Here is a 17121-nt window from a genome sequence, read left to right as displayed (position 1 = left end):
ACCGGCTAGGCTGGGCCTGTCACCGGGGCCGTCGAAACGAGCCCCGCCATCGCTTCCAGGGGGCTGTCCCACATGCTCAGGGCGCTAATGATCATCCTGCCGTTGGCGCTGGCGATCTATGCCTGCATCGACTGCGTCACCACCCCCGACGACGAGGCCAAGTACCTGCCGAAGGTGGTCTGGGTCTTCCTCATCCTGCTGTTCCCCGTGGCCGGGTCGATCGTCTGGTTCGCTGTCGGCAAGACGCGCAAGTCCCCCGCCGGCGGCCGTACGCCCTCCGAGTGGCACCGCAACCACCGCACCGAGTGGGTCGCCCCCGACGACAACCCCGACTTCCTCAAGTCCCTCCGCGACGAGAACAAGAAGGACGAGTCCCTCCTCAAGGACTGGGAGGCGGACCTGCGCCGCCGCGAGGAGGAGCTGAAGAAGCGCGAGCAGGACGGCGACAAGGACCAGTGATGGAGCTGCGGCTCCTGGTCACCTTCGAGAAGGTCGCGACCGTCCTGAGCTTCACCCGGGCCGCCACCGAGCTGCGGTACGCCCAGTCCAGCGTCACCAGCCAGATCCGCTCCCTGGAGTCCTCCCTCGGCGTGGAGCTCTTCGAGCGCCTCGGCAGCCGCATCCGGCTGACCGAGGCCGGTGAGCGGCTCCTGCCGTACGCCCGCAGGATCATCGAGCTGTCCGAGGAGGCGCGGGCGGCGGTCGTGGAGACCGAGGAGCCGGCCGGGACGATCGCCGTCGGCACGATGGAGTCGCTCACCTCCTACCGGCTGCCGCCGCTCCTGGAGCTCTTCCACCACCGCTACCCGAAGGTGCGGCTCTCGCTGCGCCCCACGCTCGGTGACGAGACCCGGCAGGCGCTGCGCCAGGGGACGTACGACATCGGCTTCCTGATCGACCCCGCGACCGAGCACGCCGGTCTGGAGAGCGAGATCCTCAGCCAGGAGCCGCTGGTCCTGGTGGCCTCGCCCCGGCACGGGCTGGCCGGGCGTACGGGCCTGAAGGACGCGGACCTGGCGGCCGCACAGCTGGTGGGGACCGAGCCGGGGTGCCCGTATCGCGACCTGTTCGAGGCGGAACTACGGGAGTGGGCGCCGCCGTTCACGGAGTTCGGCACGCTCGAGGCGACCAAGCGGGGCGTGGCGAGCGGTCTCGGGATCGCGCTGCTGCCCCGGATCGCCGTCTCCGAGGAGCTGGCGTCCGGGGCTCTGGTGGAGCTGGACTGGGAGCCGCCGTTCTCCGTCTTCACGCAGATCGCGTGGCGGCGGGGGAAGCGGCTTCCGGCGCATGTGCGGCTGTTCGTGGAGCAGGCGCGGCGGCTCGTACGAGAGTCACCTTGAGGCTCGCGAGCACGATCAGCGGGACGCCGAGCGCCTGGACGAGGCCGATGTGGTGCCCGTACACCGCCCAGTCGGCGAACATCGCGACGGCCGGGTAGGTGAAGGCGAGCACGGCGATCTTCGCGGTGGGCAGCTTCTGGTAGGCCGCGTACATCAGCACGTACATGAGCCCGGTGTGGATGAGCCCGAGCCCGGCGAGCCAGCCCCATCCGGCACCGAGGCCGGCCGCCGCCCCGAAGTCGGCGAAGGGCAGCAGCAGCGGGATGCCGACGAGGACCTGCACGAGGGCGATCAGGTGGGGCCGCACGCCGGTGATCCGCTTGGTGACGATGGTCGACAGGGCGTAGAGCACGGCGGCGCCGAGCGCGAGTCCGAGCCCCTTGAGGGAGGCGGTGTCCCCGGGCCGGATGCCGGAGACGAGGACGAGCCCGATGAAGGCGACGGCGAGCCAGCCGAACTTGGCGGCCGTGATCCGCTCCCGGAACATCACCGCGCCGAGCACCACCAGGAAGAACGGCTGCGTGTGGTAGACGACGGTGGCGAAGGAGATCGAGGTGGCCTCGTACGCCTCGAAGAGCAGGACCCAGTTGAAGACGATGAACACCCCGCCCAGCGCGGCGAGTCCGAGCTTCTTCGGCGTGAGGCCGTGCCCGGTGAAGTAGCCGCGGGCCAGGCTGTACGCGCCGAGGGCGGCGGCCCCGAAGAGGCACCGGAAGAACACCACGTTGAAGGGCGACGCCCCGGACTCGACGACGAAGATGCCGAGGGTGCCGGAGAGCACCATGGCGAGGGTCAGTTCGATGGTTCCCCTGGTCTGCGTTCCGCGCTCGTTTCTCATGGCAGTGACGCTACGGAGACCCGACCCGGCCGGTCCACGAGCCAGTGGGGCGTCCTGCCGATGGGCCCATCGGCAGGACCGATGGGGCCGGAATACCGCCGGGGAAGGCGAAGTTGGCACCGGGGCACCCTGACACCGGAGGGGACCTCGCCCGCTTCCCGTACGAGGTGGGGACGGACGCCGACACGTGAGGACCCCGGCCCCGGCCGACCCGCGCGACTCGACGTCACCTCCCGGCCGGTGTCTCTCCCTCCGTGGCGGCACCCCTTTCCAGACACTTGCCCCGCCGGGTATCTTGCATGGCATGGAACCAGGTGATTCGACCAAGCAGGCCCGGGCAGCCGCCCAGCTGCGCAAGGGTGTCCTGGAGTACTGCGTCCTCGCCCTGATGCGGGACCGCCCCCGCTACGGCGTGGAACTCCTCCGCGCCCTGGAGGACTCCGGCGCCCTGGCCACCAGTCAGGGCACGGTCTACCCGCTGCTCTCCCGGCTCCGCCGCGACGACCTGGTCACCACCACGTGGCAGGAGTCCGCCTCCGGACCGCCCCGTCGCTACTACGCGCTCACCGACAGCGGCCGGGCCGCGCTCGACGAGTTCACCCGCGTCTGGCCCGGCTTCCGCAACGCCGTCGACGCGTTCCTGACCACCCCGCCCCCCTCCACGGGAGACCCCGCATGAAGTCCTCCGCCGACCCCGTACGCGACTACCTCTCCACCGTCGAGCGCGAGGCTTCCGCACTCCCTGCCGACCGTCGCCAGGAACTCCTCGCCGACCTGGCCGAACACATCGAGGTGACGCGCGCCGAGCGCCCCGACGCCGCGATCGGCGAGGTCCTGGCGCAGTTGGGGGACCCCCGCACGATCGCGGCGACGGCGCTGGCCGAGGCGGGGAACGGGGCCGCCCGGGCCGGGACCTCGACCCCGGGCGGTGTCGGCGCACCCGCCCGGCGCGGCAAGGTGCACCCCCTGGCACCACTCCTGATGCTCACCCTCTCGCTGCCCTTCATGATGGCCTTCCCCGACCACCCCGGCCCCCTGTTCGGCGTCCTGTTCCGCGTCGTCGGCGCGGTGCTTCTCTGCACCTCGGTGCACTGGACCGCCGTCCAGAAGACCACCGGCGTCCTCCTTGCCGCCGTCCTGCCGAGCGTCGCCGTCGCCACCTGGAACCTGTCCAGCGGCGGCCCGGCGGGCGACGGCCCGGCCCTCCTGGCCAACCTGGCGATGCTCGCCCTGCTGACCGGCACGGCGACCTGGCTCTGGCGGGTCCGCCGCGCCTGACCGGAACCCTCTTCGTCCGGGGCGTCAGGGCAGGACAGCAGGCGACGCTCCTCGACGGGGCCCGGTCACCTCTGGTGCGCCGCGCGGCCCGGGTCCTGCGCGAGCGGGGCCTGATCCTGACCGTTCACGGCAAGGGCACCTTCGTCGTCGATCCGCTGCCGACGGACGACGGCCACCAACAGGTGTGACGGCCCCGGTCCGGCGGGAAAGGCTCTCCGCATGGATCAGGAACAGGCCCGCAAGTGGCTCACCACCGCCCTCGACGAGGCTCGGGCCGGGCTCGCCGAGGGCGGGATCCCGATCGGGGCCGCGCTCTACGCGGCCGACGGGACGCTGCTCGGGCGGGGGCACAACCGGCGCGTGCAGGACGGGGACCCGTCGACGCACGCGGAGACCGCCGCCTTCCGGGCGGCCGGCCGGCAGCGCTCGTACCGGGGGACGACGATGGTGACGACCCTCTCCCCCTGCTGGTACTGCTCCGGCCTGGTGCGCCAGTTCGGGATCTCGCGGGTGGTCGTCGGCGAGGCGGAGACCTTCCACGGCGGGCACGACTGGCTCGCGGAGCACGGGGTGGAGGTCCTGGTGCTCGACGACCCCGAATGCACCGCCCTGATGCGGGAGTTCATCGAGAAGCATCCGGCGCTCTGGAACGAGGACATCGGCGATGAGTGAGTCGAGCATTCCGACGATCGATCTGGCCGCGGACCCCGCCGGGCAGCTGCCCGCGATCGACCGCGCCCTGCGCGAGGCCGGCTTCCTGCTGGTCACCGGGCATGGTGTCGAGCCGGGGCTGCGCCGGGAGATCCGTGCCGTCGCCCGGCGCTTCTTCCACCTCCCGGCCGCCCTCAAGGAGCCGTACGCGGTGAAGGTCGGCGGACGCGGCTGGCTCGGGCCGGGCGCGGAGGCCAACGGGTACGCGGAGGGGACGGCGACCCCGCCCGACCTGAAGGAGTCGCTCTCCTTCGCGGCGGAGGAGCCGACCGGGGACGCGGCCGTGGACGCCGAATGGTTCCTGCCGAACACCTGGCCCGCCGAGGCACCCGAGCTGAAGCCGCTGGTGGAGACGTATCTGGCGCTGATGCGTGCGCTCTCGGACCGGATCCTGGAGCTGCTCGGCACGGCCCTCGGCGAGGACCGGGACTTCTTCACCCGGCACACCGGTCACCCCACCTTCGGCTTCAACGTCAACTGGTATCCGGGGCGGGAGCGGACCGGCGAGCCGGAGCCCGGCCAGTTCCGGATCGGCCCGCACACCGACTTCGGCACGGTCACGGTCCTGGACCGGCAGGCGGGCAAGGGCGGCCTGCAGGTGTTCACCGACTCGGGCGGCTGGCAGGACGCCCCGTACGACCCCGAGGCGTTCACGATCAACATCGGGGACCTGATGGCGCGTTGGACGGCCGGACGCTGGCGCTCCGGGCGCCACCGGGTCCTGCCGCCGCCCGCCGACGCACCCGCCGAGGAGCTGATGTCGCTGGTGTACTTCTACGAGTGCGACCCGGGAACCACCCTCGCCGGCATCGAGTCCCACACGTATCTGCGCGCCCAGCTCGACGCGATCACCACCGGATGACAACCCCTGCCCACCAGTGTCGAAAAGCCTGCCGCTTTCCCAACACCCTGTCGATATCCTTGAGTTGACGCGTGACGGGGGTGACGGGGCGTGGACAGAGAGCTGTACGGCCGCGAGGCGGTCTTCCAGGAGTCCGGGCTCGCCGCACGGCTGACCGGACTCTCCCCGTACCGCTTCGCCCGCACCGCGTACGAACACGGCGACGACCCGCCCGTCACCGTCTTCACCGGCGGCCGCGGCATGGGCAAGACCGCCCTGCTCAAGCAGATCCGCAACGCCTACAAGGGCGCCACCCCGCTCGCGCTCGTCGACTGCGCGCACATCGAGCCGCCCGCCGACCACGGCCCCGGCTGGAACCCGCTCACGGGCGCGCTCGCCGAGCTCGCCGGGCAGCTCGCCCCGCGCGGGTTCGCCACCGCGCCCGTGGAGTTCCCCCGGCTGTCGCTCGGCCTGGTCGCCGTCGCCTCCCTCAGCTGGTCGCGGGAGGACGAGGAGCGGGCCCGGCGCGATCTGCAGCGCCTCGGGCCGGTCCTCGCGACCGTGGACGCGGCGAAGGGGGCCGGCGCCACCTGGGTCTCCAAGGTCCTCAGCAAGCTGGCCGCCAATTTCGCCGAGGCGACCGCCCCCATGGCCGGGCTCCTGGCCGAGGCGACCGTCGAGACCGTCCTGGAGGAGGTGTTCGGCCGCAGCCAGCGCAAGTCCGAGAGCTGGTACGGCAATTACCGCAACGCCGGCGGCCGCGGCAAGATCGGCCTCCAGTACCTCGCCAACGACTTCGAGCAGGGCGGCCGGCGCGGCCAGGAGGCCGAGAGCTTCCTCGTCGGCGCCCTCGTCGAGGACCTGTACCGCGCCTACACCGGTCTGCTCCGGGCCGGAGCCCGCCGCGGCCGGCCCGTCCTCCTCCTCGACAACGCCCATGAGCCGCTGGGCCGGCGCCTGATCGAACCGATCCTGCGGGACCGCGCCGACGGGCGCCGCGACCGGGTCGTCGTCCTCGCCACCTCCCGGGTCCGCGACCACGAGGGCCTGCGCCGCGCCACGCGGCTGCGGCTGCCCGAGACCGCCCGCCTGGCCCCCTGCCCGCGCGGCACGGACGTCACCTCCGGCATCCTCGCCGTCGAGCTGACCCCGCTCTCCCCCGCCCACGCCCAGGCGGCCTTCGACCGCCACGACCCGGCCGGCCGCACCCCGGCCGACCTGGCCCGTGGCGTCCACCGGCTCGCCGGCGGGCGCCCCCTGGGCGTCACCCTGCTCGGCCGGGCCGCCGGTGAGGCCCCGCGGGACCTGCGCTCGTCCCTCACCCCGGGCGCCCTGCTCGACCTGACGGTGGAGCTGCGCGAGGACGCCCCACCCGTGCCGGTCGCGCCGGCCCTCCTCGGGCAGCTGCTGCCCGGGGAGCACCACGGCCGCCTCGCGGTGCTCGCCGCCGCCCACGACGAGACCTCCGCCCGGCTCCTGGCCCACACGCGGCTGCCGGGGGAGTCCCCGGACGGGGACATGGCGCTGGAGGTACGGGACCGGCTGCGCGCCGAGGGCTGGCCCGAGAGCCCCGAGCACTTCGTCGCCGATCCGCTGCTGCGCGCCCTGCTGCTGCACCGGCTGCGCTTCGAGGACGGCGAGGAGTACGCGACCTGGCGGGCCGTGCACGAGACCCTGCACCGGCACTACGACCAGGAGGCGGGACTCCCGTACCGGCTCCATCACGAACTGGCCCTCGGCCGGACCCAGCAGGCCGTGACCCATCTGCGGGTCACGTTCCCGCGTCCGGACGTCGAGGGCTGGCTGGGACGGCTGCGGTTCATCGCCTCCGCCCCCTACCCGCGCACCCGCGCCGGCCGCGCCACCGGCACCGCCACCGGCACCCCCACCGCCACCGCCACCGGCACCGGCACCGGCACCGGCACCGGCGTGGGCGACCGGACGGGGCCCGACCCGCGCCGGGCCGTCGCGCTCGGGCAGCGGCCGCCCGCCCGGCTCCCCGCCGGTCTCGACGCCGAGTCCACCGAACTCCATCTGCGGCTCCGGCGGTTGCTGCACGCCGTCTGGCTGCTGACCGACCCGCTCGCCCTGCCCGACGGCGAGGTGACCGAGAAGCTGGCGCACGAGCTGCGCCAGCTGTCCGGCCGCCATCTGACGGGCAACCGACCGCTGTGGGACGCGGCCACCCACTGGCCGACGGACATCCGCGCCTGGCAGGAACTCTCCCTGCCGTCGGCGCGCGAGGACGGAGTCTGAGGACATGCTCGCCTGGCTGCGCTACCACTTCTGGTTCACCCCGCGTCAGAAGCTCCTCACGTCCGTCGTCGCCCTGGCGGTCCTCGGCGGTCTGCTCGGGTACGGGGTGAACCGTTTGACCACCCCGGAGGACCGTTCCTGCGCCGCGGGCGTCGAACGGCCCGTGGGCAGCACGGAGTGCATCGGCGTCAACGGCGACGGATACGACTTCGGCGCCGCGCACCTCACCGAGGTGGCCGGCCGGATCCGCGACGAGAACCGCACGCTGAAGTCGGGCGAGTACGCGACGGTCGCCCTGCTTTTGCCGCTGACCTCCACGGACAGCGGCATGCGGGTCAAGGTCCTGCACGAGATCCAGGGCGCCTTCGCCCGCCAGTACCGTGCCAACCACGAGTCCAACAGCGAGACCCCCAAGATCCGGCTCGTCCTCGCCAACACCGGCAAGAGCAACGCCCATTGGCGTGCGACGGTCGACCGGCTGAAGACGATGACGGGCGGCCCCGACCGGTTGCGGGCGGTCTCCGGGGTCGCCACCAGCTCCACCGAGATACGCGAGGCGGTGACGGCCCTGACCGGCGCGGGCATCGCCGTCGTCGGCACCACCATCACCGCCGACGACATCGCCAACGGCCCCGGCGCCGGCAACAACCGCTACCCGGGCCTGGCCCGCGTCTCCCCCACCAACGGCGACGAGGCCAAGGCGCTGGCCCACTTCGGCAAGGTCGAGGCGTCGAAGGCGCTCCTCGTCCAGGACACCCGCAGCGGCGACCACTACACGGACACGCTGAAGTCCGCGTTCGCGGCCTCGCTCAAGGGCGCGCCGTACGAGCCGCAGCTGTTCACCTCGCCGCCCGACCCGACGGAGGAGGGCACGACCGCGAACACCTTCCGCCAGATCACCCATCTGATCTGCGACACCCGGGCGGAGACCGTCTTCTTCGCGGGCCGCCACACGCAGCTGCGGCAGTTCATCAACGCGCTGGGCGCGCGGGGCTGCGCCGAGCGTTCCTTCACGATCCTGACCGGTGACGAGGGCTCGTACCTGGGAGAGGACCGCAAGCTCAACCGGGCCGCGCTGAAGGCGAAGCTGACCGTCCGCTACGCCTCGCTCGCCCACCCGGACGCCTGGAAGCCGGCGCCGGGCCGGCCGGTCCCGGCGACGGGCGGTTCGGTGGTCGCGTACGAGACGTTCCTGGCGGACATCGCGAAGGCCGCGAAGGAGCCGGTCGGCCTCGCCGACGGCCAGGCGATCGTGGCGTACGACGCGATGGCGACGGCGGTCCACGCGATCCGCCAGGCGACGCCGGAGGGCAGCCAGTACCCGGAGCAGGAGGACGTGGTCACCCAGTGGCCGCAGGTGAAGGGCTCGCTCCGGGTCCAGGGCGCGAGCGGCTGGATCTGCCTGGACAACTTCGGCAACCCGTTCAACAAGGCGGTCCCGATCGTGGAACTGGCCCAGGACGGCTCACAGAAGTTCGTCCAGATCGCCTGGCCGGAGGGCGAGCCGCCCAAGGAGGACTGCCTCCCGCCGCGGCGGGGGTGAGCGTTGTGGGCCTACGGCTCCCACTTGGGCCAGGGCGCCTCGTCGCGCTCGTACAGGCCGCGCAGGTGCTGCCGGCGTTCATCGGTCCACGACGCCCAGTCCGTCGGGTGACCGTCCACCGCGGCGACCAGGCGCTCGAAGTGATCGTGCCACCCCGCCAGCGCGTCCAGCTTCTCCTCCTGCGTCCCACGGAACTCGTTCGTGAAACGCAGCACGGTCGCCCCGCCGCTCCCGGCCGGCTCCAGGTGGAACCGGATCCGGCCGTGCGACGGGCCGACCGTGTACTCGGCCACGTACTCCGGGTCCCAGGCCGTCACCCGGCCCGAGACCACCACATCCCCGTTCAGCCAGCGCAGCGTCACCGCGCCGCCCAGCCTCGGCTCCAGCACATCGGCCGCGCAGAGCCAGTGCCGCAGCCCCGCGGGCGTCGCGACGGCCGCCCAGACCTCCGCCACCACCCGCGGCAGCTCCACCACGAACCGCAGGAGGTGCGTGTCGCCGTCGTGGGTCTCGCACCTGCCCTGCGCTATCGCTTCGCTCATACCTCCAGCGTCGCGCCGGGGCCCCGGAGGCGCGAGCTCACACCCCCGCGTACGAGTGCTTGCTGCTCACGAAGATGTTGACGCCGTAGTAGTTGAAGAGGAAGCAACCGAAGGCGACGAGCGCGATGTACGCGGCCTTGCGGCCCTTCCAGCCGGCCGTGGCACGCGCGTGCAGATACGCCGCGTAACCGACCCACGTGATGAAGGACCAGACCTCCTTGGCGTCCCAGCCCCAGTAGCGGCCCCACGCGTCGCCGGCCCAGATCGCGCCCGCGATGATCGTGAACGTCCACAGCGGGAAGACGGCCGCGTTGACCCGGTACGAGAACTTGTCCAGGGACGCCGCGGACGGCAGCCGCTCCAGTACGGAACGGGCGAAGGCGCCCGGGTTCCCGCCGGTCGCGAGCTTGTTCTCGTAGGAGTCGCGGAAGAGGTAGAGCAGGGTGGCGACCGCGCCCAGGTAGAAGACGGCGCCGCAGAAGATCGCGGTGGAGACGTGGATCCACAGCCAGTACGAGTCGAGCGCCGGAACCAGCTGGTCGCTCTCCGTGTACAGCCAGGTCGTGGCCATGCCCAGGTCGAGCAGGACGGTCGTGACCAGCGGCAGACCGATCCAGCGGACGTTCTTCCTCGCGACGAGGAAGCCGAGGTACGCGCCGACCGCCACGGTGGAGAAGGTGGTGGAGAACTCGTACATGTTGCCCCAGGGGGCGCGCTGCACGGAGATCGCGCGCGTGACCACACCGGCCGCCTCGACGAGGAACGCGAGCGCGGTGAGCGAGACGGCGATACGGCCGTACAGATCGCCCTTGACCGTGCCGCCGGCCGCGCCGGGGCCGTCGGGCACGTCGCGGACACCGGCGCCGGACCGGGTGACGACCTTCGGCTTGTCGAGCACGGCGGTCCCTCCGGTGCAAGCACCGGCTCCACTGGAGCTTCGCGCCCCCTTCTGCTGCTTGACCTGGACGGACACCGCCGGAGCCGGGGTGTCGCCGGTCAGCGCGGCGGCCGTCCGGCCGACCTTGCTGCGGCTGCCGAAGACCCACTCGGCGATATGAGCCAGGAAGGCCAGGGTGTAGACGGCCATCGAGGAGTAGATGAGCATGTTGCTCATCTGCGCCAGGCTCTCGTTGGTCTCGGCGGCGAGACTCACGGCGGCGAGATTCACTTCTCAGCCCCTTCGGCTTCTGCGGGTTCCGGCGCGGTCGGCGCCTGTGCGTTGAGCGTGACCGCGAGGTCGGCCAGCTCCTCGGGAAGCTTGGCGGATTCGCTCCGGCCGAGCCCCGCCATCTCGACGACGGTGACGCCGTCCTTCCCCCGTACGGCCCGGACCCAGACCCGTCGCCGCTGGATGAACAGCGAGCCGGTCAGACCGGCGATCGCGGCGATCGCGCCCGCGAGGGCAAGACCGTTGCCCGGCTGCTGGGAGACCTGGAAGCTCGCCCACTCCTTGATCTCCTTCTCGAAGGTGATCGAGCCGGCGCCGTCGGGCAGGGTCATCGTCTCGCCGGGCAGCATCCGCTGGGCGACGCCGGTGCCCTCGCCGACCTTGAACTGGGTCATCTTGGTGGTGTCCAGCTGGTACACGTTCTGCGGCAGTCCGGAGTCGACGCGCAGATCGCCGTGGTAGCCGGTGAGCGCCATGACGGGGAAGTCCAGCGCGGGGAACTGCGAGAACATGTCGCCCTTGCCGGCGCCCGCGAAGGTCGGCACGAAGAAGGCCTGGAAGCCCAGCTGTTCCTTCTTGCCGTTCTTGTCGCGGTAGCCGTCCATCACCTTGATCGCGCCGGTCGAGGTGATGTTGTTGTCGAACGGCAGCAGCGGGACGGCCCCGTGGAAGACGACCTTGCCCCGGCCGTCCTTGACGGTGACGACGGGCGCGTACCCGTGGGCGATCAGATAGACCTTGGAGCCGCCGACCTCCAGCGGCTCGTTGACCCGGATGACCGCCTTCTTGTCCGGTCCGGTGCCCTCGGAGTACGTGACGGCGGCCTCGAAGGTGCGCGGGGTGCCGCGCTGAGGGCCGTTCTTCTCGTACGTACCGGTGAAGGTGTCGAGCTTGAAGCTGAACGGGGGCAGCTCGTCCGTGCTGAACCAGGAGCCGGACTTGAAGTCGTCGTACTGGGTGAGGGTGTTGGAGAAGCCGTCGCCCTCGATGATCAGCTTGCCGCCCTCGGACTTCATCAGCTTGCCCCAGCCGAAGGCCACCAGCATCACGATCAGCGCGAGGTGGAAGAGCAGGTTGCCGGTCTCGCGCAGATAGCCCTTCTCGGCGGCGACGGCGTCCTTGACGGTGTGCGCGCGGAACCGGCGTCCCTTGAGCAGCGCGAGCGCGGCCTCGCGGACCTGCTCGGGCTCCGCCTCCGTGCGCCACGTCGTGTACGCGGGCAGCCGGGTGAGGCGGCCGGGGGCGCCGGGCGGGCGGCCGCGGAGCTGGCCGACGAACTGCCAGCTGCGGGGCACGATGCAGCCGATGAGGGAGACGAACAGCAGGATGTAGATCGCGGAGAACCACACCGAGGTGTAGACGTCGAAGAGCTGGAGCTTCTCGTAGAGCGGCGTGAGCGTCTCGTGGGCCTGCTTGAAGGTCTGCACCTTCAGCTCGTCCACGTCGGTCTGCGGGATGAGCGAGCCGGGGATCGCGCCGAGGGAGAGCAGGAAGAGCAGGATCAGCGCGACCCGCATGGAGGTCAGCTGCCGCCAGAACCAGCGGATCCAGCCGATGACCCCGAGGGTGGGGCCGCCGCCGACGGTCTCGGGACCGGTCTCCTCCCGGGGCGCGGTGGACAGCTGGGAGCCCGCGGCGCTCAGCTCTTCGGTCTCGCTCGCGCTCGCGTTCGCGCTCGCGTTCGCGCTCTCGCTGGTGGTGCTCTGGCTGGTGTTGCTCATGGGTCAGATCCCCGGAGTGAAGTCGGCCGCCCAGGACTGCATCTCGGTCACGATGCGATCCCAGGCTCCGGTGACGAGCAGCAGGCCGGTGACGATCAGCATGATGCCGCCGATGCGCATGACCCAGACATAGTGCCGCTTCACCCAGCTGAAGGTGCCGAGCGCCCGCCGGAAGGCGATCGCGGTGAGGATGAAGGGCAGGCCGAGGCCCACGCAGTAGGCGACGGTCAGCACGGCGCCGCGGCCCGCGCTGGCCTCGTTGGAGGCGAGCGCCAGTACGGCGGCGAGGGTCGGGCCGATGCAGGGGACCCAGCCGAGGCCGAACAGCACGCCCAGCATGGGGGCGCCGAGCAGTCCGGTCACCGGGCGCTTGTGGAAGCGGAACTCGCGGCGGGTGAGCCGGGGCATCGCGCCCATGAAGAAGGCGCCGAGCACGATGGTCAGGGCGCCGAGCACCTTGGAGATGACGTCGCGGTGCGTCTGCAGGGCGTCGCCGAAGCCGCCGAAGAGGGCGCCCCCGGAGACGAACACCACGGTGAAGCCGAGGACGAACAGCGCGGCCCCGCCCGCCATCCGCCCCCGCTTGGCCTCGGCCAGGTCGGTGCCGGTGACGCCGGTCACGTACGACAGATAGCCCGGCACGAGCGGCAGGACGCACGGGGAGAAGAAAGAGACCAGACCGCCGAGCACGGCGATGGGCAGGGCGAGCAGGAGTGCCCCGCTGAAGACCGTCTCGTTCACCGGATCACTTCTCCGCGAGAAGCGGCTCGATCATCGAGCGGAGCTTCTTCTCGTCGAGGGCCATGAGGGCGCGGGCGGCGATCTTTCCGTCCTTGTCGAGGACGACGGTGGACGGGATGGCCTGCAGGTTGAGGGTGCCCTTGGGGAATCCGTTGAGGATCAGCTTCCCCGAGGGGTCGTACAGGCTCGGGTAGGGGACCTTGTAGTCCTCCTCGAAGGTCACCGCCTGCTGCTTGTTGAAATCGCGGGTGTTCAGCCCGACGAATTCCACGCCCTTGGCCTTGAGCTCGTTCGCGACCTTGGCGAAGTGCGGCGCCTCGGCGCGGCAGGGGCCGCACCAGGAGCCCCACGCGTTCAGGACGACGACCTTGCCCTTGAGGTCGGCGATGTCGAGCTGCTCGCCCTCGATCGTCTCGCCCGCGATCTTGTTGGGTGCCGCGCGCTCGCCCTTGGCGACGGTGGAGACACCGCCCGTGTTGGTCACGAAGTTGGTTCCGCCACCGCCTCCGGACTTCCCGTTGGAGTCCGAGCCGCAGGCCGACAGAGCGAGGGCGGCCGACAGCGTTCCGACGGCGAGCAGGGTGCGTCGAGGGGCACGGCTAAGGCTCATGTGAAAAGTTTCGCATGGGCGTTTGAGGGATCTTGGGCGCCCCCCTCGCTGCCCGTAAAGCCCCTTGTCAAGGGGGCTTAAAGGGCATGTCGGGGTCAAGCGGGCCTCAGGAAGGTGTTCCACCCGCCCGCCGGGGACTGGCCCACCTCGAGCGTACGGAGCTTGGCGAGGATCGCGGGGTCCTGCGCGTCCAGCCAGTCCACGAACTGGCGGAAGGAGACCAGCCGGACGTCCTTCTTGCCGGCCATGCCCTTGAGCGCCTCCTCGACGGCGTCCATGTAGATGCCGCCGTTCCACTGCTCGAAGTGGTTGCCGATGAAGAACGGCGCGCGGTTGGACTCGTAGGCCCGGTTGAACCCGTTGAGGTAGGCGTCGGTGGCCTGCCGGCGCCAGCCGGGATAGCGCGAGGGCACGCCCTTGGTCGTGTTCTTCGACTGGTTGGCGAGCATGTTGTAGTCCATGGACAGGACCTCGAAGGAGTGGCCGGGGAACGGCACGGCCTGCAGCGGCAGGTCCCAGATGCCCTGGCGCTTGACCGGCCACATCTGGCGGCCGCCGGGTGAGCTGGCGTCGTAGCGCCAGCCGAGCCGCTTCGCCGTGGGCAGGAGGTTGTCCTGGCCGAGGAGGCAGGGGGTGCGGCCGCCGACGAGCTCCTTCGAGTAGTCGAAGGGCAGCGGGTCGAGATCGGTCCAGCCGCTGTTGGTCTTCCACTCGGTGACGAACTTCATCGCCTGGTCGATCTCGCTCTGCCACTGGGCCGGGGTCCAGTTGCCGACCGAGCCCGAACCGCCGCAGAAGTGGCCGTTGAAGTGGGTGCCGATCTCGTGCCCGTCGAGCCAGGCCTGGCGGACGCCCTTGAGGGTGTCCTTGATGTGGTCGTCGGTGAGGTAGCCGATGTCGGAGGCTCCGACGCGGTTGTTCGGCGGACGGTAGAGGTCCTTCTTCGACTCCGGCAGGAGGTAGATCCCGGAGAGGAAGAACGTCATCGCGGCGTCGTGGTTCTTGGCGAGTTCGAGGAAGCGGGAGAAGAGACCGTTGCCGACCTCGCCGGCGCCGTCCCAGGAGAAGATCACGAACTGCGGCGGGGTCTGGCCCGGTTCGAGCGGGACGGGGGCGTCGGGCTGGTGCGGCTGCTTTCCTGTGTCGGCGGTGGAACCGTCACCGATGAGCCGGCCCTCTTCCTTGGTGGGTGCGGGTGCGCTCGGGTCGCCCGAGGCGTCACCCCCCTTACCAGGTCCGGAACGTCCCTTCCTATCCTTTTCGTTACCGCTGCACCCCGCGAGCCCCATCGCCGCCGCGGCTCCAACTCCCGCTCCCAGCAGTCCCCTTCGGCTGATCCGACTCATCCCGCGCATGACATCCCCATTCGCGTTCCCGTATGACCGAAAGGTCATCCAAACCGACAATGAGTGAGATGCCGGGAGGAACACGGAGGTTCCCGGAATTAGCACAAAAATTTCAGGGCGGTCCGCCGACGAACGTCGGCCGACCGCCCTGAGGGGAGGGTCTACTCCTGAAAAGCTCCGGCGTCTACGCCCCGAACGCCTTCGCCTTCCCCTTCACCGGCTTCGCACCCGCGAGCAGATGCGCGGGCACGAGATCGCGGGCCGGCTCGCTGTAGCCGACCGAGACGATCCTGTCGCCCTGGTACGTGAACGAGGTGAGCGAGGCCAGCGTGCACTGCCGGCGCCGCGGGTCGTGCCACAGCCGCCGCTTCTCGACGAAGCTGCGCACGATCCAGATCGGCAGCTGGTGGCTGACGCAGACCGCCTCGTGGCCACGGGCCGCGTCCTTCGCCGCGTCCAGGGCCCCCATCATCCGTACGACCTGCTCGATGTACGGCTCGCCCCAGGACGGCTTGAACGGGTTGGTGAGGTGCTTCCAGTTGCCCGGCTTGCGCAGCGCCCCGTCGCCGACGCCGAAGGTCTTGCCCTCGAAGACGTTGCCCGCCTCGATGAGCCGCTCGTCCGTGGCCAGGTCCAGGCCGTGGCTCTTGGCCACCGGCTGGGCCGTCTCCTGGGCGCGCTCGAGCGGCGAGGAGACGACGTACGTGACGTCCCGCTCGGCCAGGTGCTCGGCGACCCGGTCGGCCATCTGCCGGCCGAGCTCGGAGAGGTGGTAGCCGGTGCGGCGGCCGTAGAGGATGCCGTCGGGGTTGTGCACCTCGCCGTGGCGCATCAGGTGGACGACGGTGATGTCGTTCCCGGCCTTGTCCCTGGTCATGCGGTGGCCTCCGCTGCGGCGCGGGCGGCGGCGGGCAGCGCGGCGGCGATCCGCTCGATCGCGCGCTCGTCGTGGGCCGTGGACACGAACCAGGACTCGAAGGCGGACGGCGGCAGATAGACCCCGTCGGCCAGCATCGAGTGGAAGAAGGCGTTGAAGCGGAAGGCCTCCTGCTTCTTCGCGTCGTCGTAGTCGCGCACCTCGTTCGCCGTGAAGAAGACGGAGAACATGTTGGAGGCGGTCTGCAGCCGGTGCGCGACACCCTCCTTGGTGAGCGCGCCGGTGACGAGCTCCTGGATCTCCTTCGACACCGCGTCGACCTTCTCGTACGCGGCGGCGTCGAGCAGGCGCAGCTGCGCGAGGCCGGCGGCGGTCGCGACCGGGTTACCGGAGAGGGTGCCCGCCTGGTAGACCGGGCCGGCCGGGGCGAGGTGCCCCATGACGTCCGCGCGGCCGCCGAAGGCCGCGGCCGGGAAGCCGCCGCCCATGACCTTGCCGAAGGTCATCAGGTCGGGCTTCACGCCGTCGACGCCGTACCAGCCGGCGCGGGAGGTCCGGAAGCCGGTCATGACCTCGTCGGAGATGTACAGCGCGCCGTTCTTCGCGCACGCGTCCTTCAGGCCCTGGTTGAAGCCGGGCATCGGCGGCACGACGCCCATGTTGCCCGGCGAGGCCTCGGTGATGACACAGGCGATCTCGCCCGGGTACCGGTGGAAGGCCTCGTGCACCGCCTCCAGGTCGTTGTACGGCAGGACGATGGTGTCCCCGGCCTGCGCGCCGGTCACGCCGGGCGTGTCGGGCAGACCGAAGGTGGCCACACCGGAGCCGGCCGCGGCGAGCAGCGCGTCCACGTGCCCGTGGTAGCAGCCGGCGAACTTGACGACCTTCGCCCGGCCCGTGAAACCGCGGGCGAGCCGGATCGCGGACATCGTGGCCTCCGTACCGGAGGAGACCAGCCGCACCTGCTCGACCGGCGCGATCCGGCCGACGATCTCCTCGGCGAGGGCGACCTCGCCCTCGCCGGGCGTGCCGAAGGAGGTGCCACGGGAGACGGCGGCCTGCACGGCCGCGGTCACCTCGGGGTGGGCGTGGCCGAGAATCATCGGCCCCCACGAGCAGACCAGGTCGACGTACTCGCGACCGTCCGCGTCGGTGAGGTACGGGCCGGTACCGGACACCATGAACCGGGGCGTTCCGCCCACGGCCCGGAAGGCGCGCACCGGTGAGTTCACGCCGCCGGGCGTCACGAGGGACGCGCGGTCGAAAAGCGTCTGTGAGACTGGGGCTTCGTATGAGTACGGCACTGTGG

At 71.1% G+C, this 17121-nt stretch carries 17 protein-coding genes; 8 read left to right on the top strand and 9 right to left on the bottom strand.

What is annotated here, in order from left to right:
* The first annotated feature begins 72 nt into the window (after positions 1–72).
* Both FDM97_RS03075 and FDM97_RS03070 read left to right on the top strand, forming a co-directional pair.
* A complete protein-coding gene (locus FDM97_RS03075; protein ID WP_137988730.1) occupies positions 73–459 on the top strand; it encodes a PLD nuclease N-terminal domain-containing protein in 387 nt (128 codons plus the stop codon).
* Positions 459–1340, top strand: a complete 882-nt coding sequence (locus tag FDM97_RS03070) for a LysR family transcriptional regulator (RefSeq protein ID WP_137988729.1) — start codon at positions 459–461, stop codon at positions 1338–1340. Before FDM97_RS03075 ends, FDM97_RS03070 begins: the two co-directional genes overlap by 1 nt.
* Here the strand turns inward: FDM97_RS03070 and FDM97_RS03065 are convergent.
* Positions 1246–2178 carry a DMT family transporter gene (locus FDM97_RS03065; RefSeq protein WP_137988728.1) on the bottom strand — a complete coding sequence of 311 codons (933 nt, stop codon included), beginning with the start codon at positions 2176–2178 and terminating at the stop codon, positions 1246–1248. The two genes, FDM97_RS03070 and FDM97_RS03065, sit on opposite strands and share 95 nt — an antisense overlap.
* A 304-nt stretch (positions 2179–2482) precedes the next feature.
* Here FDM97_RS03065 and FDM97_RS03060 point away from each other — a divergent pair, with 304 nt between their 5' ends.
* From FDM97_RS03060 to FDM97_RS03030, 6 genes are all read left to right on the top strand, one after another.
* The gene (locus tag FDM97_RS03060) at positions 2483–2857 is read left to right on the top strand and encodes a PadR family transcriptional regulator (protein ID WP_137988727.1); all 375 of its coding nucleotides are present in this window, start codon (positions 2483–2485) and stop codon (positions 2855–2857) included.
* The gene (locus FDM97_RS03055) at positions 2854–3456 is read left to right on the top strand and encodes a DUF1700 domain-containing protein (protein ID WP_137988726.1); all 603 of its coding nucleotides are present in this window, start codon (positions 2854–2856) and stop codon (positions 3454–3456) included. The genes FDM97_RS03060 and FDM97_RS03055 overlap by 4 nt, the downstream gene beginning before the upstream one ends.
* A 219-nt stretch (positions 3457–3675) precedes the next feature.
* Positions 3676–4128, top strand: a complete 453-nt coding sequence (locus FDM97_RS03045; protein WP_137988725.1) for a nucleoside deaminase — start codon at positions 3676–3678, stop codon at positions 4126–4128.
* The gene (locus tag FDM97_RS03040) at positions 4121–5029 is read left to right on the top strand and encodes an isopenicillin N synthase family dioxygenase (RefSeq protein ID WP_137988724.1); all 909 of its coding nucleotides are present in this window, start codon (positions 4121–4123) and stop codon (positions 5027–5029) included. The genes FDM97_RS03045 and FDM97_RS03040 overlap by 8 nt, the downstream gene beginning before the upstream one ends.
* A gap of 90 nt (positions 5030–5119) precedes the next feature.
* On the top strand, positions 5120–7264 hold the full coding sequence (locus FDM97_RS03035; RefSeq protein WP_137988723.1) for a hypothetical protein: 2145 nt from the start codon (positions 5120–5122) through the stop codon (positions 7262–7264).
* Positions 7265–7268: 4 nt separating this feature from the next.
* Positions 7269–8807: an ABC transporter substrate-binding protein gene (locus tag FDM97_RS03030; protein WP_137988722.1), complete on the top strand. Its 1539-nt coding sequence runs from the start codon at positions 7269–7271 to the stop codon at positions 8805–8807.
* Positions 8808–8818: 11 nt separating this feature from the next.
* On the opposite strand, the gene FDM97_RS03025 is transcribed toward FDM97_RS03030, so the two are convergent.
* The 8 genes from FDM97_RS03025 to hemL all read right to left on the bottom strand — a co-directional run bounded on the left by FDM97_RS03025 (position 8819) and on the right by hemL (position 17116).
* A complete protein-coding gene (locus FDM97_RS03025) occupies positions 8819–9349 on the bottom strand; it encodes an SRPBCC domain-containing protein (RefSeq protein WP_137988721.1) in 531 nt (176 codons plus the stop codon).
* Between the two features lie 37 nt (positions 9350–9386).
* Positions 9387–10502, bottom strand: coding sequence for a c-type cytochrome biogenesis protein CcsB (gene ccsB, locus FDM97_RS03020; protein WP_137994625.1), 1116 nt, complete (start codon positions 10500–10502; stop codon positions 9387–9389).
* 11 nt (positions 10503–10513) lie between these two features.
* The gene (gene resB, locus FDM97_RS03015) at positions 10514–12238 is read right to left on the bottom strand and encodes a cytochrome c biogenesis protein ResB (RefSeq protein ID WP_137988720.1); all 1725 of its coding nucleotides are present in this window, start codon (positions 12236–12238) and stop codon (positions 10514–10516) included.
* Between the two features lie 3 nt (positions 12239–12241).
* Positions 12242–12979 (bottom strand): cytochrome c biogenesis CcdA family protein, encoded by a 738-nt coding sequence (locus FDM97_RS03010; protein ID WP_137988719.1) that lies wholly within the window; start codon positions 12977–12979, stop codon positions 12242–12244.
* A gap of 4 nt (positions 12980–12983) precedes the next feature.
* Complete coding sequence (locus tag FDM97_RS03005) at positions 12984–13589, bottom strand: TlpA family protein disulfide reductase (RefSeq protein WP_137988718.1); 606 nt, start codon at positions 13587–13589, stop codon at positions 12984–12986.
* Positions 13590–13684: 95 nt separating this feature from the next.
* Positions 13685–14935 (bottom strand): polysaccharide deacetylase family protein, encoded by a 1251-nt coding sequence (locus tag FDM97_RS03000; RefSeq protein ID WP_137988717.1) that lies wholly within the window; start codon positions 14933–14935, stop codon positions 13685–13687.
* A gap of 184 nt (positions 14936–15119) precedes the next feature.
* On the bottom strand, positions 15120–15812 hold the full coding sequence (locus tag FDM97_RS02995; protein WP_137988716.1) for a histidine phosphatase family protein: 693 nt from the start codon (positions 15810–15812) through the stop codon (positions 15120–15122).
* Positions 15809–17116, bottom strand: coding sequence for a glutamate-1-semialdehyde 2,1-aminomutase (gene hemL, locus FDM97_RS02990; RefSeq protein ID WP_137988715.1), 1308 nt, complete (start codon positions 17114–17116; stop codon positions 15809–15811). Before hemL ends, FDM97_RS02995 begins: the two co-directional genes overlap by 4 nt.
* Positions 17117–17121 lie beyond the last annotated feature (5 nt).

Origin of the sequence: Streptomyces vilmorinianum (assembly GCF_005517195.1) — a bacterium.
Classification (GTDB): Bacteria; Actinomycetota; Actinomycetes; order Streptomycetales; family Streptomycetaceae; genus Streptomyces; species Streptomyces vilmorinianum.
The sequence above is the reverse complement of the archived record's forward strand: the minus strand, read 5'-3'. Positions and strand labels throughout refer to the sequence as shown.